Annotated in this window: 19 protein-coding genes; 9 read left to right on the forward strand and 10 right to left on the reverse strand. The window is 72.7% G+C overall.

What is annotated here, in order from left to right:
• Window position 1 precedes the first annotated feature (1 nt).
• From ACLJQM_RS37605 to ACLJQM_RS37620, 4 genes are all read left to right on the forward strand, one after another.
• Window positions 2-922, forward strand: coding sequence for a VOC family protein (locus ACLJQM_RS37605; RefSeq protein ID WP_410635082.1), 921 nt, complete (start codon window positions 2-4; stop codon window positions 920-922).
• Between the two features lie 705 nt (window positions 923-1,627).
• Window positions 1,628-1,771 (forward strand): hypothetical protein, encoded by a 144-nt coding sequence (locus ACLJQM_RS37610; protein WP_410635084.1) that lies wholly within the window; start codon window positions 1,628-1,630, stop codon window positions 1,769-1,771.
• A gap of 50 nt (window positions 1,772-1,821) precedes the next feature.
• Complete coding sequence (locus ACLJQM_RS37615; RefSeq protein ID WP_410635085.1) at window positions 1,822-2,526, forward strand: DUF6218 family protein; 705 nt, start codon at window positions 1,822-1,824, stop codon at window positions 2,524-2,526.
• Window positions 2,523-3,758 carry an exonuclease domain-containing protein gene (locus ACLJQM_RS37620; RefSeq protein ID WP_410635087.1) on the forward strand — a complete coding sequence of 412 codons (1,236 nt, stop codon included), beginning with the start codon at window positions 2,523-2,525 and terminating at the stop codon, window positions 3,756-3,758. The genes ACLJQM_RS37615 and ACLJQM_RS37620 overlap by 4 nt, the downstream gene beginning before the upstream one ends.
• A gap of 1 nt (window position 3,759) precedes the next feature.
• Here the strand turns inward: ACLJQM_RS37620 and ACLJQM_RS37625 are convergent, their stop codons facing one another.
• The gene (locus ACLJQM_RS37625) at window positions 3,760-5,205 is read right to left on the reverse strand and encodes an aldehyde dehydrogenase (RefSeq protein WP_410635089.1); all 1,446 of its coding nucleotides are present in this window, start codon (window positions 5,203-5,205) and stop codon (window positions 3,760-3,762) included.
• Window positions 5,206-5,275: 70 nt separating this feature from the next.
• On the reverse strand, window positions 5,276-5,674 hold the full coding sequence (locus ACLJQM_RS37630) for a hypothetical protein (protein ID WP_247022806.1): 399 nt from the start codon (window positions 5,672-5,674) through the stop codon (window positions 5,276-5,278).
• A gap of 140 nt (window positions 5,675-5,814) precedes the next feature.
• Here ACLJQM_RS37630 and ACLJQM_RS37635 point away from each other — a divergent pair, with 140 nt between their 5' ends.
• The 3 genes from ACLJQM_RS37635 to ACLJQM_RS37645 all read left to right on the forward strand — a co-directional run bounded on the left by ACLJQM_RS37635 (window position 5,815) and on the right by ACLJQM_RS37645 (window position 7,979).
• Complete coding sequence (locus tag ACLJQM_RS37635) at window positions 5,815-6,093, forward strand: hypothetical protein (RefSeq protein WP_360776959.1); 279 nt, start codon at window positions 5,815-5,817, stop codon at window positions 6,091-6,093.
• 79 nt (window positions 6,094-6,172) lie between these two features.
• Window positions 6,173-7,681 (forward strand): phosphodiester glycosidase family protein, encoded by a 1,509-nt coding sequence (locus tag ACLJQM_RS37640; RefSeq protein WP_410635090.1) that lies wholly within the window; start codon window positions 6,173-6,175, stop codon window positions 7,679-7,681.
• A gap of 85 nt (window positions 7,682-7,766) precedes the next feature.
• Window positions 7,767-7,979 (forward strand): three-helix bundle dimerization domain-containing protein, encoded by a 213-nt coding sequence (locus tag ACLJQM_RS37645; RefSeq protein WP_247022803.1) that lies wholly within the window; start codon window positions 7,767-7,769, stop codon window positions 7,977-7,979.
• 465 nt (window positions 7,980-8,444) lie between these two features.
• On the opposite strand, the gene ACLJQM_RS37650 is transcribed toward ACLJQM_RS37645, so the two are convergent.
• On the reverse strand, window positions 8,445-8,927 hold the full coding sequence (locus ACLJQM_RS37650) for a TspO/MBR family protein (protein ID WP_247022802.1): 483 nt from the start codon (window positions 8,925-8,927) through the stop codon (window positions 8,445-8,447).
• A gap of 127 nt (window positions 8,928-9,054) precedes the next feature.
• On the opposite strand from ACLJQM_RS37650, the gene ACLJQM_RS37655 reads away from it, so the two are divergent.
• Window positions 9,055-10,281, forward strand: a complete 1,227-nt coding sequence (locus tag ACLJQM_RS37655; protein ID WP_410635092.1) for an NAD(P)/FAD-dependent oxidoreductase — start codon at window positions 9,055-9,057, stop codon at window positions 10,279-10,281.
• A 3-nt stretch (window positions 10,282-10,284) separates the two neighbouring features.
• Here the strand turns inward: ACLJQM_RS37655 and ACLJQM_RS37660 are convergent, their stop codons facing one another.
• Genes ACLJQM_RS37660 through ACLJQM_RS37680 form a run of 5 tightly spaced genes read right to left on the reverse strand, consistent with a single transcriptional unit; the run spans window position 10,285 to window position 15,374 of the window.
• Complete coding sequence (locus tag ACLJQM_RS37660) at window positions 10,285-11,412, reverse strand: alpha/beta hydrolase family protein (RefSeq protein WP_360776952.1); 1,128 nt, start codon at window positions 11,410-11,412, stop codon at window positions 10,285-10,287.
• An 11-nt stretch (window positions 11,413-11,423) separates the two neighbouring features.
• Window positions 11,424-12,350, reverse strand: a complete 927-nt coding sequence (locus tag ACLJQM_RS37665; protein WP_410635094.1) for a fumarylacetoacetate hydrolase family protein — start codon at window positions 12,348-12,350, stop codon at window positions 11,424-11,426.
• A gap of 3 nt (window positions 12,351-12,353) precedes the next feature.
• Entirely contained in the window at window positions 12,354-13,280 is a 927-nt protein-coding gene (locus ACLJQM_RS37670; RefSeq protein ID WP_410635096.1) for a VOC family protein, read from the reverse strand.
• Between the two features lie 9 nt (window positions 13,281-13,289).
• A complete protein-coding gene (locus ACLJQM_RS37675; protein WP_410635097.1) occupies window positions 13,290-14,405 on the reverse strand; it encodes an FAD-dependent oxidoreductase in 1,116 nt (371 codons plus the stop codon).
• Between the two features lie 9 nt (window positions 14,406-14,414).
• Entirely contained in the window at window positions 14,415-15,374 is a 960-nt protein-coding gene (locus tag ACLJQM_RS37680) for a cyclase family protein (protein WP_360776945.1), read from the reverse strand.
• Window positions 15,375-15,456: 82 nt separating this feature from the next.
• Here ACLJQM_RS37680 and ACLJQM_RS37685 point away from each other — a divergent pair, with 82 nt between their 5' ends.
• On the forward strand, window positions 15,457-16,356 hold the full coding sequence (locus tag ACLJQM_RS37685; RefSeq protein WP_410635098.1) for a LysR family transcriptional regulator: 900 nt from the start codon (window positions 15,457-15,459) through the stop codon (window positions 16,354-16,356).
• Window positions 16,357-16,540: 184 nt separating this feature from the next.
• Here the strand turns inward: ACLJQM_RS37685 and ACLJQM_RS37690 are convergent, their stop codons facing one another.
• A complete protein-coding gene (locus ACLJQM_RS37690; protein WP_360776942.1) occupies window positions 16,541-17,695 on the reverse strand; it encodes a toll/interleukin-1 receptor domain-containing protein in 1,155 nt (384 codons plus the stop codon).
• Window positions 17,696-18,026: 331 nt separating this feature from the next.
• Complete coding sequence (locus ACLJQM_RS37695) at window positions 18,027-18,224, reverse strand: MbtH family protein (protein ID WP_247022792.1); 198 nt, start codon at window positions 18,222-18,224, stop codon at window positions 18,027-18,029.
• Between the last annotated feature and the right edge of the window lie 2 nt (window positions 18,225-18,226).

Below are 18,226 nucleotides of genomic sequence, written 5' to 3' on the forward strand. Positions count from 1 at the left end.
CATGAGCCTGCACCGCCTCACCAAGATCACCATCGGCGTCCCGGACGTCGACGAAACCGCCAAGTACTACACGGAATTCGGCCTGACGCCGACCGATTCCGGCTTCGCCACCGCCGACGGCGGCGAGCAGCTGGAGCTGCGCCGGACCCGGCAGCGCCGGCTGCTGACCCTCGGTATCGGCGCCGACGACCCCGACGACCTGGGCCGCATCACCGCGTCGCTGGCGCGCCTCGACGTCGAAAGCCGCGTCGAGGGCGACGAACTGCACACGAAGGACCCGGTCACCGGGCTCGACGTCGTCGTTTCGGTCGCGCCCCGCCTGCGTCAGGAACCGCCGGAACCCGTGGCCTACAACCAGCCCGGCTCGGTGCGGCGCGCGAACGTCCGCGCGCCCGGGATCGACCGCGAGCCGCCGGTGCGGCCGCGCAAGCTCGGCCACGTCGTGTTCGGCTCGACCGACCAGGCGGCGACCCAGCGGTTCTTCACCGAGGGCCTGGGCTTCAAGGTCAGCGACGAAGCCCCGGGGCTGGCCGCGTTCATGCGCTGCTCCACGGATCACCACAACGTGCTGGTGCAGCAGGCGCCGGTGAGCTTCCTGCACCACACGTCGTGGGAGGTCGACGACGTCGACGAGGTCGGCCGCGGCGCCACCGCGATGCTCCAGGGCCACCCGGAACGCCACACGTGGGGCCTGGGCCGGCACTACATCGGCTCGAACTTCTTCTGGTACCTGCGCGACCCGGCCGGGAACTTCTCCGAGTACTACTCCGACATCGACTGCATCCTCGAGGACCAGCTCTGGGAACCCCGCGTCGTCGCCGGGGAGAAGAGCCTGTACGCGTGGGGCCCACCGCCCCCGCCGTCGTTCCTCGCACCGGAAGACCTGGCGGAGCTGATGACCGACGCCCACGACGGCGCTTGAGCGAGCTGGACACCTTCGGCCGCGGATTCGGCTCGTACGATGAGTTCTGGCGCCGGGGTCGGTGACCGACCCCGAAGGGTTCTGGGCGAAGGTGGTCCCCGGGCGGGCTAAACTACGCCGAGCACGCGCTGGACGGAAACTCCGGCTCGCTCGCCGTGCTCGCGCGCTCCCGGACACGGCCGCCGGAATCGCTGGCGTTCGGCGAGCTGGCGGACCGGGTCGCCCGGGCCCGCGCCCGGTTCGCGCTGCACCTACGGCGCCAAAGAGATCGACAAAGCTACGATGTGGCGGTAATCCGGGCCGGGCCGCCTTCGCCGCGTCACGTCGTCGACGTCTCGCATGGACAGTACACAGTGGACGCTTTGCTCTCGTGGCCACGGTCACGGCGGCATTCTGCTGGCACATCTGAAGGCGCACGCGTTCCACCTGGCCGTGCTCCTGACCGACGGCAACCCGTAGTACCCGGACCTCGGCGCGTAGTGGCGGCTCGCGGCCGAAGCGGAGGTGTCACTGTTCGCTTAGGCGTTCGCGGCGGGTAACCCGTGGGTCCCACACCGCCGCGGCGAGCTGATGGTCCGCCGCCCGACGCCGTCGATGCCGATCGCCTTCTAGAACGACCCCGACCCTTAACCGCGGCGGCGTCCGCCTGGGCACGGCCGAGTTCGACAACGTGGTCGAGGAACTCCGGAGATCAAGGACTCCCTGATGATCCACTTTGAGGACCTGACGGGCGGGCCTGGTCACCTGCTGCTGACCGACCGGACGACGTCGGAGGTGATTTCCCCGGACGCGGTCAGCGGCTACGCCGCCGTCCCCGCCTCCACGGCGGTGATCCACGATCATGTGTAACAACCCGCCCGCGTCGACGACTTGATGTCGGTCGACGAAGGAGGCGGTCGGTGACAGACCTGACCATGGCGGAACCATTCGAGAAGCTCGAGGCACTGCGGGCGCCGGGGAGCGCAGTGCTCTGTGTGGGCACCGGTGACCACGAGGCCGAGTCGCTGGCGACCTGGCACGTGAGTCCGGCGGGCGATCCCACCGGGGCTTGGATCGTTCCCGTGGCCGAAGCGTTCACCGCACCGGACGCGGCACGGCGTCTCCTGAGCCTCCTCGAGCGGCGCGCGATCGCCGCCGTCCACCCGGAGGACGTGCAGGAATGGCTCAAGCGGCTGACCGCCGCGGCGGACTGCGGCATCGACGACGGCTGGTGGCAGCTGCAGCTGTTCTCCCCGGTGGACGCCTTCCGGGAAGCCGCGCAGCGACGACGGCAGTACGACCGCACGGTCGAAGACGCGAGGAAGGAAAGCAAGACGATCACCCCGCTCGAGTGGACGCACGACCTGCCCCTCGACGCCGAGATCGACGACTTCACGTCGCTGCAACGGGTCGCCCGCATTTCGCCCGCGCCCGGGACACCCGTGGTCTCCGAAGTCCTGACGATCGCGCGCACCTTGCGGTGGCTGGTGGCCGTCTGGGCGGAAACCGAGCAGGTGAAGGGCCGGCGCCGGTACGTGCAGGCCGAGCACGGTGACGCCGAGCCGCTGCCGCCGCGATGGCTGGCTGCCGTCCAGTCCGCCGGCTCGAACCGGCTGCCGCTGTGAACCCCGCACGCGGCTATGCCGTCATCGACACCGAGACCACCGGCATCCTCACCGGCTGGCGCCACCGCATCGCGGAGATCGCAGTCGTCCACCTGGACCCGGCCGGGCGCATCACCGACGAATGGGTGACACTCGTCAACCCCGATCGCGATCTGGGTCCCCAGGCCATCCACGGCATCCGGGCCGCCGACGCGCGCCGGGCACCGCGGTTCGAGCACCTCGCCGGGGAACTCGTCCAGCGCCTGAGCGGCCGCGTGGTGGTCGCGCACAACTGGGCTTTCGACGCGATGCACCTGCGCGCGGAATTCGGCCGCCTGGGCATCGACACGCCGTTCGAGACCGACGCCGGCCTCTGCACCATGCGCGCGGCAGGCCGGGCGCGGCTGAATTCCGGACGGTCTTTGATCGACTGCTGCGCGGCCGCGAGGCTGTCCGAGCGCTCCTGGCACACCGCGCTCGACGACGCCCGGGCGGCCGGTGAGCTGCTGGGGTTCTTCCTGCGGCACGCACCGAAGGCGGTCGCCACGACCGAAGCCCAGCTGCGCGCGGCGAACTGGGCGTGGCCCCGGCTCGAGCCGGGCGCGGTCCGGACCGTTCAGCGCACGGCGGTCGGGCACGTCGAGCCGCACTTCCTCGCCCGCCTCGTCGAACGGATGCCACGAGACGGCGAACCGGCGGTCGACGCGTACCTCGCGATGCTCGACGACGCCTTGCTCGACCGGCAGATCTCGGCCACCGAAGGCGACGCGCTTGTCGAAATCGCCCACGACCTCGGCCTGCACAAGGACGAAGTCGTGGCCCTGCACCTGAGCTACCTGCGTGATCTGGCGCGCGAAGCCTGGGCCGACCAGGTGGTCACCGACGAGGAGCGGCACGACCTGCTCACCGTCGCCACGCTGCTGGCCCTCGAACCGGCGATCGTCGAAACGATCCTCGACGAGGAACGCGACTCCGTGCGGACGCCGGCGGGCGAGCGGAAGGTCGGCGGCCTCACGCTGCGGCCGGGTGACAAGGTGGTGCTCACCGGGGACATGAGCCGGGGGCGTGCGGAGATCGCGGCCGAGGCCGCCGCGGCCGGGATCCGCGTCACCACCTCGGTCAGCAAGCAGACGCGGGTGCTCGCCGCGGCCGACCCGGACTCACTTTCGGGCAAGGCGAAGCGAGCTCGCGAATGCGGTGTCCCGGTCGTCTCCGAGGCCGCTTTCTTGAAGGCGCTCGCCGCACTCGGGTAGCTCAGGCTTGCAGGTGCATCGACTGCAGCGCCTGGTAAGCGGTCAGCCCCTCCGGGCCCAGCTCCCGGCCCAGCCCCGAATCCTTCACCCCGCCGAAAGGAGCCGCCGGGTCGACCGTGTAGGTGTTCACGCCGATCGTTCCCGTGCGGATCCGGCTCGCGACCGCCTGGCCGCGGGCCGGGTCCGTGGTCCAGACCGTGCCGCCGAGGCCGTACGGGGAGTCGTTCGCGAGGGTGATCGCCTCTTCGTCGGTCTCGTACTTGATGATCGACAGGACCGGGCCGAAGATCTCCTCGCGGGCGATCGTCGAGTGGTTGTCCACGTCGGCGAACACCGTCGGCTCGACGAACCAGCCGCGGGACTGCCCGGCCGGGCGGCCGCCGCCGGTGGTCAGGCGGGCGCCTTCGGCCAGGCCCTTCGCGATGTAGCCCTCGACGCGCTCGCGCTGGGCCGCCGAGGCCAGCGGGCCGATCTGGGTGGCCGGGTCGAGGGCGTCGCCCACCGCGAGGCCGGCCGCGAAGCCGGTGAACGTCTCGACGATCTCGTCGTAGCGGCTCGCCGGCGCCAGGATGCGGGTGGTGAGGTGGCAGGTCTGGCCGTTGTTGACCATCGTCGACAGGAACAGGTCCTGCGGGTTCGCGCTCAGGTCGGCGTCGTCCAGCACGATCGCCGCGGACTTGCCGCCCAGCTCGAGCGTCACCGGGCGCAGCAGCCTGCCGCACGTCTCGGCGATCTGCCGGCCGGCCACCGTCGAGCCGGTGAACGCGACCTTGTCGACGCCCGGGTGCGACACCAGGTGGGCGCCGCCCTCGCGGCCGCTCTGCACGACGTTGATCACCCCCGGCGGGAAGCCCGCCTCGTCGACCGCCTCGGCGAACAGCTGCGCGTCCAGCACCGTGCCCGGGCTCGGCTTCAGGACCAGCGTGCACCCCGCCGCGAGCGCCGGGCCGAGCTTGAACGCGGCCAGCGTCATCGGCAGGTTCCACGGCACGATCGCGCCGACCACCCCGACCGGCGTCCGCCGCACGCGGACCTTGCCGCCCAGCAGCCCGTCGCGGGCCTCGTCGAGCACCGCGGTCCGGATCAGGCCCGCGTAGTAGCGCAGGATCAGCTGCGGGAACCCGCCCTCGACGGCGTTGGCGATCGAGATCGGCAGGCCGTTCTGGTTGCTCACCCGCCGCGCCGTCTCCCCGGCCCGCGCGTCGAGCGCGACCGCCAGCCGCTCCATCACCGCCGCGCGCTCGGCCGGCTCCCAGGAGCTCCAGCCGACCGGGTCGTCGAACGCGGTCCGGGCCGCCGCCACCGCCGCGTCGATGTCGGCCTCGGCCGCTTCCGGCACCCGGCCGATGACCTGCTCCGTGCTGGCCGAAACGACCTCGATGGTCCGGGCCGAAGAAGGCGCGACCCACTTGCCGCCGATGTACAGGGATTCGTAGACCAGCTCCACGGTCCGACTCCGTCCTTCGACCACCGACGCGGGCATTGCCGCCAGTAAAGCAGCGCCGGAGGAAGGGCGATTATCCGTTCGTGCGGTGCTGCGGACGCCATGCGCCCGCGGCCCGGAAGGACGCGATCCGGATCCGCAGCCCGCGCAGGTGGACCAGGTCGACGGCGAAGCCGGGCTCGGCCACCCGGCACGGACCCGCGAAGTGGACGGACTCGTCCTCGGCGTCGTAGCGCGGCTCCGACCACACGGCCGCTTCGCCCGCCTCGGCGTCCCGGCGGCCGCGGGCCAGCCAGTAGACCGGCAGCTTCATCACTTCGCCCAGCACCTTGTCCAACGCGGCGAGGTCGGTCTCCGCGACCGCGAACCCGCGGCCGTCCGACACGAGCGGCGCCGACACGGCGTGGGTGAACGTCGCGGTGTCGCCGGACGCGGTGATCGTCCAGTCGGCCACGGTGGTGCGGGTGGGCATGACGGCTCCCTGCGGTCGCGGCCCCCAGGTCGGCACACCGTAAACGATCACCTCGGTCCCCCGGCCGAACCGCGCCACGTGTTCAGCTTCCGTTCACCGGATGAACACCTCGTCGCCGAAGTTGTGTCAGGCTAGTTCCCATGTACGCCGAAGCACCGCGGTCCGTGACCGACCTGGCCGCGGACCCGGACTGGGTGGTGACCCGCACCGGCACGACCGGGCAGTGGCTCACCGCCGAACGCGCTCTCGACCGCAACGGCGACCGGCGGCTCCTCGGCCTCACCCCGATCCGCCCCGGCACGGTGGCGCTGATGCTGTGGTCCGGCGGCGACGTCGTCGAGCACTTCCGCGGCAGCGAGGCCGAGGCCTGCACGACGGCGCTGCGGTGGGCGGCCGAGTTCCTGGCCGGCGAGCGGTAGGCCCGGCGCCGCCCGGCGTACACCGGGAATTCGGCCGGAACCGGGGAAGAAGCCGGCTGCGCCCGGTACGTTGCCCCGCGTGAAGACGAAGCTGCCCGCCGCGCTGTTCCTGTCCGCCGCGCTCACCGCCGCGCTGAGCACCCCCGCCACCGCCGCGACCGGCGGCCGCGAGCTCGCGCCGGGCGTGACGGTCTACACCACCTTCACCGGCGAAGGCACCGGCCACAACACCTGGACGATCACCGCGCAGGTGCCCGGCGGGTCGAGCCCCGACCCCGACGCGCCACCGTCCGCGCTCGGCACCCGCGAGCACGCCGACGCGCTCGTGACGTCGCTGCGGGCCAAGGGTTTCGACGCGCGTGCCGAGCGGGTCGACTGGCCCGCGTTCGCCGACACGCCCCGGGGCCCGCTCGGCTGGCGGGTGCGCGTCGGCTCCTTCACCGACCGGGCGCAGGCGGCCGCCACCGCGAGCGCGATGAGCGCGAACGGCTTCGGCGGCGGCGTCGAGTGGACCGGGCAGGACGGCCCCGAAGCCGGCGGCCCGCAGCGCGTGCGCGTCGCCGTCGTCGACCCGAAGCGGTTCACCGGGCGGGTCGCCGCCTCGCACGGGGAGTCCGTGGCGGGGCGGCGCACGACGTCGGCGCTGTCCGCCGCCGCCGGGGCGCTGGTCGGGGCCAACGGCGGGTTCTTCGTCATCGACCCGCGCGACGGCATCCCCGGCGAGCCCGCCGGCGCCGGCGTCTACCAGGGGCTGCTGCAGAGCGAGGCCACCACCGGACGGCCCGCCCTGCTGCTGGGCGAACGCCCGTCGATCGGCGTCCCGCGCACCGCGGTCACCGTCGGCGGCCACCCCGTGAACGGCGTCAACCGCAAGCCGGGCGTGATCCGCAACTGCGGCGAGCCCGGCGACGTCCCGACCGACCGGCCGCTGCACGACACGACCTGCACCCACCCGGACGAGCTGGTGCTGTTCACCCCGCAGCTCGGCACCCCCACCCCGGCGGGTGACGGCGTCGAAGCCGTGCTCGACGCCCGCGACGTCGTCACCGCGCTGCGGCCCCCGGGCGGCGACGTGCCGGCGGCCGGCCACACGGTCCAGGGCACCGGCGCGGCGGCGACGTGGCTGACCGCGCACGCGCGGCCGGGCACCCGGCTGCGCGTCGACACGCGGATCTTCGCGGACGGCCACCCGGTCCACCCGGCGGGCGTGGTCAACGGCGGCCCGTGGCTGGTCCGCAACGGCCGGGTGTCGGTGAACGCGGCGGCGGACGGCATCGTGCACCCCGGCGACCCGTCGTTCGTCTACGGCTGGGGCGTCAAGCGCAACCCGCGCACGATGGTCGGCCTCGACCGCCGCGGCCGCCTGCTGATCGTCACCGCCGACGGCCGCCAGCCGGGCTACAGCGAGGGGTTGTCGCTGGTGGAGGGCGCCGAGCTGCTGAAGCGCCTGGGCGCGGTGGACGCGATCAACCTCGACGGCGGCGGCTCGACGGCGATGGCGATCGACGGCAAGCTCGTCAGCTCACCCTCGGACGCGACGGGCGAGCGCCCGGTCGGCGACGCGGTCGTGGTGCTGCCCCGCCGCTGACCGAAGTCCGGTGTTCACCTCCGATTCACCTTCCGGCCGTCTCACGGGGCATGTTCCCGGTACGACGGCAACCGGAAGGTGAACGATGAGCACGCTCGACACGATGGCTTCCGCAGCGCTCGACACCCACTTCGCCCAGCTGGAGGACCGCTTGGGCCACGACTACGCGAACATCGCCCGCCCCCGCCTGCACGACCTGGTCGACCACGAACGAGCCCGCTTCGCCGGGGCGCGCATCCACGCGTTCGTGCCGATCCTGGTGGAACGAGCGGTCCGGGCGGCGCTGGGGACGCGCTGAGGCAGGCTTGACGACTGAGGCCGGCCGGCTGGGGGGCCGGCCGGTCGCGGGAGGCGGCGATGAACGCGCGATGGGCGCTCAGCTGTGGGCGCGGAACGTCGCGCCGGCGTCGCGGTGCCTGCGGATGCGCGCCGGGAATTCACCCGCGGCCCGCCGAGGGGACGGCCGGGTCGCGGGAGGCGGCGATGAACGCGCGGTGGGCGCCGCGCCGCCCGGGCTTCCCGTCGGTTTTCGCGAATTCAGCAGCTGGTTCGGGCTGCTAACCTGGAGGAACGCACGAACAACTTGATCGGAGCCCATCTTGTCCTCGGCAGAGAAACACCAACACGCGTCTTCGGGACGTAAGTAGGTGAGGGGCTCCGAGAATCCACCGGAGCCCCTTCCGGTACCCGACGAGGCGCCTGGATCATGGGATCCAGGCGCCCTCGATCGTGACTGGTGCTGCTCGGTGCACTCAAGCCACCCTCATGGGTTGAGGAAGACGATCGCCGCGTTCAGAGCCGTCGCGAACAGCGTCCACGCCAGGTACGGCAGCTGCAAACCCGCCGCCAGCGGGGAGCGGCGGCGGAACACCACCAGCGTTCCCGCGACCACCACATCGAGGACCACGATCTCCACCAGCGCCACCGTGTAAGCGCCCGCCGCGAAGAACAACGGTGTCCACGCCGCGTTCAAGACCAACCCCGCCGCGTACCAGGCGAACTCCCGGCGGGTTCCCGACGCTCGCCAGAACAGCCAGCCCGAGATCGCGATCAGGATGTACAGGACCGTCCACACCGGACCGAACAGCCAAGACGGCGGAGCCCACGGCGGCTGGACCAGCGCGCCGTAGACCTCCCTCGATCTCGTTGCCGCGAGGCCGCCCACGACGGCCACCGCCGCCACCGCGGCGAGGAAGCCGGCCAGGACCGCCACCGGGGCGGGGCGAGAACGGGGCAGGGTCGTCACGTCGGTTCACCTCTCGATGCACGGCCGATGCGCGGTCACCGAAGCCTAAGGCCGCCATCGCGGAATCGCGCGATGAACACTACTCACGTCCGATGCGCCGCGGGCCGATCCGATGCAGTATCGATCCATGACCACCCACGAAACGGACGTCGTCGTCATCGGCGCGGGGCTTGCCGGGCTCGCCGCCGCCCGGCGGTTGCACGAGGCCGGTGTCGAGTGCGCCGTGCTGGAGGCGGGGGACGACGTCGGGGGGCGCGTGCGCACCGACGTCGTCGACGGCTTCCGGCTCGACCGCGGCTTCCAGGTCCTCAACCCCGCCTACCCGGCGATCCGGCGGCTCGTCGACGTCGACGCCCTGCGCCTCGGCCGGTTCTGGCGCGCGGTCCGCGTCGCCGACGACGACCGGGTCTCGCTGCTCGGCCACCCGCTCGACGCCCCGAAGGCGCTGCGGGACGTCGCCGCCCGCCGGTACCTCTCCGCGAAGGACCTCGCCGCCCTCGGTGCGCTCTCCGCCCGCGTCGCCGCCGGGTCCGCCCGCTCGATCGTGCGCGGCGACGACGGGACGACCGCCGACGAGCTGGGCCAGGCCGGGCTGTCCGACCGGGCCGTGGCCACCGTCCTGCGCCCCTTCCTGTCCGGCGTCTTCCTCGAAGCCGAGCTCAGCACGTCGAGCCGGTTCTTCCGGCTGGTCTGGCGGAGTTTCCTGCGCTCCGCGCCGTCGTTGCCCGCCGAAGGCATGGGCGCACTCCCCCGGCAGCTGGCCGCCCGCCTGCCCGCCGGCTCGGTGCGCACCGGCACGCCGGTCGACCGGATCGGGCCCGGCGAGGTGCGCACCGCGGGCGGCGACGTCTGGACCGCCCGCGCGATCGTCGTCGCGACCGACGGCACGACCGCGTCGCGGCTGGTCGACGGCGTCGCCGAACCGCTTTGGAACGGCGTGACGACGTGGTACTTCGCGCCGGACCGGCGCCCGTCGCACGAGCCGGTCATCATGGTCGACGCCCGCGGCGGCCCCGTCGTGAACACCGCCGTGCTCAGCGAAGTGTGCCCGTCCTACGCGCCACCGGGCGGCGCCCTGGTGAGCGCGTCGACGCTGACGCCCGTCGCCGAGCCCGAGGTCCGGCGGGCGCTCGGCCGGATGTACCGCACCGACGCGACCCGCTGGCCGGTGGTCGGCCGGTACGAGATCCCGCACGCGCTCCCGGCCATGCCCGCGCCGCACCCGATCCGCCGCGAGGTCCGCTGGGGTGACGGGATCTACGTGTGCGGCGACCACCGCGACACGAGCTCGCTGCAGGGCGCGCTCGCCTCGGGTGGCCGGACCGCGCGCGCCCTGCTGGCCGACCGGTCCTGACGCTCAGCGGAAGACGTCGGCGACCCAGTCGGCGATGTAGGTGCTGGGGTGGGAAAGGTGGTCGAGCCCGATGTGCTCGGCGCCGCCTTCGGCCGCGGTGAAGATCCGCAGCCGCCGGTCCGGGCTCGCCGTCGCCTGGTCGTAGGAGCGGTGGGCGTACTCGAGCGGGATCTGGCGGTCGTTCTCACCGTGGCAGATCAGGAAGGGCACGGTGATCTTCTCGACGACGCCGTCGAGGGTGACCGCGTCGGCGAAGTCGATGAACCGCCCGAGGTCGTCGTGCCCCCACACCCACAGCACGTGTTCCCAGTAGTGCGGCACCGGGCGCTCGCCTTCGCGCTGCAGCCGGCGGCGCTGCACGGCACCCCAGTCGTGGTTCGCGCCCCAGGCCACGACCAGGGCGAGCCGCTTCTCGAACGCCGCCGCCCGGGGCGCGTAATAGCCGCCGAGTGACCAGCCGACCAGGCCGACGCGGGCCGGGTCGACGTCGTCGCGGGTTTCGAGGTAGTCGACGCACGCCGCCGCCCAGGCTTCGGTGTCGACGCGGGCGGTGAGCCCCTGCAGGCGCAGCGCCTCCCCGGAACCCGGGCAGTCGACCATCAGGCACGAGATCCCGCGCGCCGCCAGCTCCGCCCAGTGGCGCGAGGCGTACATGTGCTCCTTGGTGGAGTCCAGCCCGTTCCACATGATCACCACCGGCGCCCGGCCGGTGCCCGCGCGGCTGAAGTACGCGGGCAGCGTGGTGCCCTCGTACGGGACTTCGACGCGCGTGACCGTCTCGAACGCCTTCTCCTGCAGCGCGAGCACGCGCCGGTAGGTGTCGAGCCGGCCCGGCGCCGACGCGCTCTGCATCCGCTCGGCCTGGCAGAGGTAGTTGGTGGCGCGGGCGTAGAGCTGCTTGGCGGTCCGGACGTGCCCGGCTCGCTCGGCTTCCCCGGCCCGGTCCGCGAGCTCGTCGGTCAGCTCGGTCCAGGCCCGCAGGAAGTCGGCCGTCCCGGCGTCTTCCCCGCGCTGCGCGGCTTCCTTGATGGGACGGCAGGCCCGGTCGACCTCGTCGATGAGGCCGCCGCTGTTGAGCGTCGCGACGACGCCCAGGTTCCAGACGTAGTTGCCGGGGAAGTACTCGAACACGGACTGTCCTTTCAGGAGGTTCGCCGCCGCGCGGGCGCGACGGGTGGCAGGTCGGGGCCGGCGACGACGGTGTTGCGGATCGTGCCCAGCCCGTCGACGGTCATCTCGACGACGTCGCCGGGTGCGAGCGGCGGGACCTCCCGGCCACGACCCCACAGTTCGGCGAGGCAGCCGCCGTTGCCGCAGGTGCCGGAGCCGAGCACGTCGCCGGCACGGACCCACGTGCCGCGCGAGGCGTAGGAAACGAGGTCTTCGAACGGCCAGCCCATGTGGGCCAGCGAGTCGCGGCCGACTTCGGTGCCGTTGACCGACACCCGCATCTCCAGCGACAGGAAGCCTTCGTCGTCGCGGAACGGCGCCAGCTCGTCGGCGGTGACCAGCCACGGCCCCAGCGTCGTCGCGGAGTCCTTTCCCTTGGCGGGCCCCAGGTTGACCTTCATCTCGCGGCGCTGCAGGTCCCGCGCGGACCAGTCGTTGAGGATCGTGTAACCGAAGATCGCGTCGCGCGCCTCGGCCGGGGTCAGCGACGAGCCGTCGCGGCCGACCACCGCGGCGACTTCCAGCTCGAAGTCGAACGCCCGCGAGCCCGGTGGCACCGGCACGTCGTCGTGGGCGCCGACGAGCGCGTACGGGTTGGTGAAGTAGAACGTCGGGGCCTCGTACCACTCCGGGACGACGCCGCCGGCGATCCCTTCGACGTGCGCTTCGAAGGTGACGAAGTCGCGCACGGTCGGCGGGTCCAGCGGCGGCAGCAGCCGGACCCGCTCGATCGGCACCGCGGGCGCGCCCAACGCGTGCTCCCCCAGTGCCAGCGCGGTGGGCAGTCCTGTTCGGACGAGCCCGAGGACGGTGGTGCCTTCGGGCAGCGGGTGGAGTCCGTCGCCGGCGACGACTCCGGCGTGCGTGCCGCCGTCGTGGCGGTAGGTGGCGAAGCGCACGGCTCAGACCGGCGGCGCGAGGAACAGGCCCCGGTCCGGGTCGTTGAACGACTTGCGGGCGACGAACTCGTCCATCGCGTTCGCCGTGCCCCACTGGTCGCTCACCGCGGGGTCGCTGAAGTCGTAGAGGTGCGGGTGCCAGGCGTCCTCGTCGACCAGCTCCAGCTCGGTCGTGTACTCGACGGTGTTGCCGTGCGGGTCGAGGAAGTAGGAGAAGGTGTTGTTGCCGGCCAGGTGCCGGCCCGGGCCCCAGATCTTCTCGACGCCCGCGCGCAGCAGCTTCCCGGTGCCGCGCATGTACTCGTCGAGCCCGCGCAGCTCGAAGGACGCGTGGTGCAGCGACGGGTGCGGGCCGCGCGCGATGGCGAGGCTGTGGTGCCAGGAGTTGATGCGCAGGAACCACATCATTTCACCCATCCGCGGGTGCATGAGGATGTCCGAAAGCCGGAACCCGAGGTGCTTCTCGTAGAAGGCGCGGGTCTCCTCGGGGTTCGCGGAGTTGAGGACGACGTGGGACAGCCGGACCGGGATGTGCTCGCCCGCTTCGATCTTGCGGTGCCGGCGCACGGCGACGTCGGCGCTGACCTCGATCGTGCGGCCCTCGTTGTCGAAGAACCGGAACCCGTAGCCGCCGCCGGGCGTGGTCATGCCGCCCGGCTCGGAGACCAAGGTGACGCCGGCGACGGCGAGACGCTCCGCCAGCGTGTCCACATCGGACACCGAGGCCACCCCGAATGCGACGAGGTCGATGCGCTTGTCGGCCGCCTCGCGGAGCCGGACGACGTACTGCTCCGGCGAGCCTTCGGCGGCGAGGAAGGCGATCCCCGAGTCGGTGTGCTCGGCGGACAGCCCCCAGGCGCCGGTGAAGAAGTCCCGCTGCCGGGCCAGGTCGGGCACGGCGAGGTCGACGTGCCGCAGGTGGGTGATCATGGGTTCCTCTCAGGCGGGTGGGGTGACGAGGGTGGCGATCTCGCGCATCAGGCCGGGAACGTCCCCGCGGACGCCGTCGAGCAGCCACTGGCCGAGCTGGTTCGAGGCGTCGACGACGGCCCGCGCGCGGCCGTACCGGCGGGCGGTGAACGCGGCCAGCAGGTCGTCGTCGAGCGCGTCGGCGGCGAGCACGAGCTCGGCGAGCACCGCGGCGTCTTCGAGGGCCTGCGCGCCGCCTTGGGCCAGCGTCGGCGGGCAGGCGTGCGCGGCGTCGCCGATGAGCACGACGCGGCCGCGGTGCCACGGCGGCGGGACGACGTGGGTCTCGAACCACGTGTAGTTCACGCGGGCCGGGTCGACGAGCGTCTCGCGGATCTCGTCCCACGGGCCGTGGTAGCCCGCCGCGAGGTCCCGCAGGGTCGCGAGCCGCTGCTCCGGGGTCAGGAAACTCCGGTTCCGGGCCTTTTCGACGACGTAGGCGTACAGCGAATCCTCGCCGGTCGGGCAGTAGCCGGCGATGTAGCACGGGCCGCCGTAGCAGAGGTCCGTCCGCGTCACCGACGCCGGCCGCGGGCCGAACGCGCGCCAGATCCCCATCCCGGTCGCGCGGGTCCGGGCGTCGATGCCGAGCAGCCCGCGCGTCGCGGAGCGGATCCCGTCGGCGCCGACGACCAGGTCGTAGCGGCCGGTCGAGCCGTCCGAGAAGGTGACGTCGCCGTCCTCGGTGAGCTCGGTCGGCGACAGCCCGAAGCGGATCTTCGCACCCGCCTCGCGGGCTCGGTCCCCGAGGACGCGGGCGAGCGCGGGCCGCGGCATCCCCAGCGTCGCGGGCAGGTCCGGGCCGCCGGTGCGGGCGTCGGGGAACTCGGCCAGCAGGCTGCCGTCCGGCGCGCGCAGGCCCAGGCTGTCGAAGCAGTAGCCCCCGGCCCGCACGGCGGGCCACACGCCGAGGTCGCGCAGCACGCGCAAGGCGTTGCCCTGCAACGTGATGCCCGATCCCCCGGCGCCGATCGCGGGCCGGGTCTCGACGAGGTCGACGGCGACGCCGCGGGAGGCGAGCAGGATCGCGGTGCCGGTCCCGGCGAGGCCGGCGCCGACCACGAGGACGGTGTTCACGGCGGGCATGGCGGCCTCCTACTTGACGGCGATCGGCGCGACCGGGGCGCCGACGGCCCCGGTCACCGGCAGAGGTGCGGCGGTCAGCCAGAACTCGAAGACGCCGTCGGCGGCGCAGTCGGCCGCCAGCGCGTCGAGGTCCCACATCTCGCCGAGGAACAGCCCGACGTGCGGGATGACGACCTGGTGCAGCGGCTGGAAGGCGACGTCGAACTCGTTGGGCCGCACCTCGAACCCCCAGGTGTCGGTCGCGATCCCGGCGATCTCCGTGCGGTGCAGCCAGTCCGCGGTGGTGAACGACAACCCGGGCGAGTCGCCGCCGGCGTAGTCGCCCCAGCCTTCGCGGCGGGCGCGGGCCAGCCGGCCGGTCCGCACCAGCAGCAGGTCGCCCCGGCCGACGCGCGCGGTCTCGCCCTGCGCGGTGATCGTCGCGTCGAGGTGCTCGGCGGTGATCGCGAAGCCGTCCGGCAGTTCACCGTCCCCGAGCGCGCGGCCGACGTCGAGCAGCACCCCGCGGCCGGCGATCCGCCCGGCGGTGGTCTCGATGCCGGTGACGCGGTCGCCTTCGCTGGTCACGACGTCCCCGGCCCGGCGGCCGTTGTAGGCGAGGCCGTGGTCGAAGATGTGGCCGAGGCCGTCCCACTGGGTCGAGGCCTGCAGCGGCATGAAGACGACGTCGTCGGCGCCGCCGAGGCCGTGCGGGAAGCCCTGGGTGCCGCGCTCGGCGTCGACGCCGGTGTCCAGCATCGTGTGCACGGGGTTGGTCCGGCGGCGCCAGCCCCGTTGCGGGCCGTCGGCGTCGAAGGTCTGGGCGAGCGAGAAGCTCGCGCCCCGGCGGACGAGCGCGGCGCCCGCACGGCGTTTGGCGTCGTCGAGGAAGTTCAGGGTGCCGAGCACGTCGTCGTCGCCCCACCGGCCGCGGTTGGAGCAGCGGGCGGCAGCGGCGGCGATGGCGCTTTCGGGGTCGGTGCGATCCACCCGTTCACTGTCGGGCAGCCACGGGGTATTCAGGAAGACGAAATCGTTGATACGGAGTATCAGCGTGGTGGATAGTGGCGGAGTGGATCTCAACCTCCTCGTCACCCTGGACGCGCTGCTGCGCGAGCGCAGCGTGTCGCGCGCGGCCGAGCGGCTGGGCCTGAGCCAGCCGGCGGTCTCGGCGCAGCTCGCGCGGCTGCGCCGCCACTTCGGCGACGAGCTGCTGGCCAGGACGGGCAACCAGTACCGGCTGACGCCGCTGGCCATCCGCCTGAAGGAGCGCGTCCAGACGGCACTCCCGGGCGTCGAACGCGTCTTCGCGGCGGCCCCCGACTTCGACCCGGGCTCGTCCACCCGCGAGTTCAAGCTCCTGATCAGCGACTACACGATCGCCGTCCTGGGCGACACGATCGCTCGCCTGCTCGCCGAGGAGGCCCCGGGCGCCCGGCTGCGGTTCGTGCCGAACATCCCGGAGACGGTCGACGACGCGCCCCAGGTGCTGGTGAACGCCGACCTGCTGGTCCTCCCCCACGGCTTCCTGCTCGCCGAGCTCCCCCACCAGGACCTCTACCGCGACGAGTGGGTCTGCCTGGTCGCGACCACCAACGCCGACGTCGGCGACCGGCTGACGATCGAGCAGCTCGAGACGCTCCCGTGGGTGGTGACCTACCACGGCCCGACGGCGTCGACACCGGCCGCGCGCCGCCTGCGCACGCTCGGGATCGAGCCGCGGGTGCAGATCGTCACGGAGACGTTCTTGACCATTCCCGGTCTCGTGGCGGGTTCGGATCGGATAGCGCTGCTGCAGCGCCGCCTGGCCGGGCGGATCCCGCCGTCGTCGGGGATCCGCGTGCTGCCGTGCCCGTTCGACGCGGGCGAGCTGGTCGAGGCGCTGTGGTGGCACCCCATCCACGACGACGACCCCGAGCACCGGTACCTGCGGGACCTGGTGGTCCGGGCGGCCGCCACCGCGGCGGCGTAGGGACCCGTTGCCCGACGCGGGCGCCGCACCACGACCGCCGCCCCAGCGATCGGCGCGCCGGACCTCTCGATCGCCAGGGCTGCGCCAATCCGCGCCGCAGCCCCTCCCGCGGCCCGCCACCCGGCGACCCGCGGAACCCGACCCGCCACCCGTCAGGGCGGCCGCCACCGCGACGGCGTAGGGCTCAGCGGAGGCCGATCAGCAGCCTGTCGGCCGCGTCCCAGTGCTCGAACTTGCCCTCGTGCACCAGCGCCTGCGGGATGACCCACTTCGCCAGCATGTCGATCTCCCCCGACGCCATCAGCCGTTCCGGGCCCGCGTAGTACGTGCTCTCCCAATCGCGGACCAGGCCGGAGGCCGCGTCGATGTCGACCGAGTAGTAGTCGTGCGTGACCGGGTCGATGACGTGGACCCCCGCCGTCCGGGCGACGCCGTAGACGGCCTCCGTGCGGCTGTCCATCCGGGTCGCGTCGTAGCCGACCTGGTCGGACTTCGGCAGGTCGGGGTTCTGCATCGTGCAGAGCGCCGACAAGATCCGGGTGCGCATCAGCTTCCAGTACCAGCGGTACGATTCGGTCGCGAACGCGAAGCGGCCACCGGCGATGCCGCGCCGGCTCACCAGTGTGGCCAGGTTGCGCAGCAACGCTTCTTCGTCCCGCAGCACGGCCGCGTAGCGGTGGCGGAAGTCGATCGCGAAGTCCGCCGTGTAGTACGGGTCCTCCTTCAGGTTCTCCAGCCGGTCGAGCATCCGGCGCCGCAGCATCCGGTACTCCGGCTCGTCGGGCAGCCGGAACTGGGTCGCGTCGACCGGGTACCCGGTCCCGTGGCGGGCCACCAGCTGGGCGACGCGCTCTTCGAGCTGGACGACGTCGAGGTCGACCTCGCGGGTGACGAACAGCGGGATGATTTCCCGGTGCGGCTCGAGGCCGGCCGGGAGCCCGTCGAGCTGCCGGTGCAATTGGGTGCACAACGTCTGCAGTGAAGGCAAATAACCGCCCTGGGAGAAATCCGCGTACAACCGGTTGGCGAGACTGGCGGGGAGTTCGGAATCGTCCAACCGTACCGGCAGGATGATGTCCCGCTTTTCGGTGCGCTCGATTTCGAGGGCCTGGTCGATCTCCCGCTTCACCCAGTCCGACGCCAGCATCTCGGCCGACATGGCCACCAGCACGAACGACGACGCACCCAGGCTCGCGCGGATCGTCTCGGTCAGCCGGGCGCCGACGTCCAGTCGCCATTCGTCGTACCACACCTCGAAACCGCGCTGGGCCAGGTCCATCGCCAGGCGCTTGACGAACGTCTTGTTCGCCGACGAGTGCGAAATGAAAACGGCGGGCATGGCTTTCCCCCTCCGGCGACGGGTCGATAGCCGGACAGTTTAACCCCGCCCGGCCGGGAATCGGTCGACAACGATTCACCGCCGGTTCCCGATGCCCGGCCGAACAGGCGGAAGTCCGCGACCGCGCCGGGTCGCGCCCAGCGGCAAGGGGCTCATCGACGGCGCCGGGTTCGCCCCGGTCGGCTCGCCGCCGAAGTACCGGCGCGGGCGGCGGCGCGGCAAACCGGCCGGGGCGGTCCCCACCTCGGGAACCGCCCCGGCCGGAGCTGTCGGGCTACTGCGCCGCCGCACCTTCGCGGCGCTGTCAGCCAGCCGCCGCCAAGCTGTCCGGCTACTGCGCCGCCATGCGGTCGCGGAGGCTGCGGGGGCGCATGTCCGTCCAGACCTCGTCCACGTGGTCCATGCACTCCTGGCGGGTGCCCGTCGTGCCGTCCGGGCGCCAGCCCGCCGGTACCTCCTTGTCCGCCGGCCAGAGCGAGTACTGCTCTTCGTCGTTGACCAGGACCTGGAAGGTGGTGTTGTCGTCCATCG

Origin of the sequence: Amycolatopsis sp. cmx-4-83 (genome assembly GCF_046548815.1) — a bacterium.
In the GTDB taxonomy this organism is placed as follows: Bacteria; Actinomycetota; Actinomycetes; order Mycobacteriales; family Pseudonocardiaceae; genus Amycolatopsis; species Amycolatopsis pretoriensis_A.

What these genes read in the sequence shown, in the direction of transcription:
- ACLJQM_RS37695 (WP_247022792.1), bottom strand. Translation starts at nt 18,224, where the DNA reads ATGGACGACAACACCACCTTCCAGGTCCTGGTCAACGACGAAGAGCAG.
- ACLJQM_RS37635 (WP_360776959.1), top strand. Translation starts at nt 5,815, where the DNA reads ATGTACGCCGAAGCACCGCGGTCCGTGACCGACCTGGCCGCGGACCCG.
- ACLJQM_RS37670 (WP_410635096.1), bottom strand. Translation starts at nt 13,280, where the DNA reads ATGATCACCCACCTGCGGCACGTCGACCTCGCCGTGCCCGACCTGGCC.
- ACLJQM_RS37690 (WP_360776942.1), bottom strand. Translation starts at nt 17,695, where the DNA reads ATGCCCGCCGTTTTCATTTCGCACTCGTCGGCGAACAAGACGTTCGTC.
- ACLJQM_RS37645 (WP_247022803.1), top strand. Translation starts at nt 7,767, where the DNA reads ATGAGCACGCTCGACACGATGGCTTCCGCAGCGCTCGACACCCACTTC.
- ACLJQM_RS37605 (WP_410635082.1), top strand. Translation starts at nt 2, where the DNA reads ATGAGCCTGCACCGCCTCACCAAGATCACCATCGGCGTCCCGGACGTC.
- ACLJQM_RS37675 (WP_410635097.1), bottom strand. Translation starts at nt 14,405, where the DNA reads ATGCCCGCCGTGAACACCGTCCTCGTGGTCGGCGCCGGCCTCGCCGGG.
- ACLJQM_RS37630 (WP_247022806.1), bottom strand. Translation starts at nt 5,674, where the DNA reads ATGCCCACCCGCACCACCGTGGCCGACTGGACGATCACCGCGTCCGGC.
- ACLJQM_RS37655 (WP_410635092.1), top strand. Translation starts at nt 9,055, where the DNA reads ATGACCACCCACGAAACGGACGTCGTCGTCATCGGCGCGGGGCTTGCC.
- ACLJQM_RS37610 (WP_410635084.1), top strand. Translation starts at nt 1,628, where the DNA reads ATGATCCACTTTGAGGACCTGACGGGCGGGCCTGGTCACCTGCTGCTG.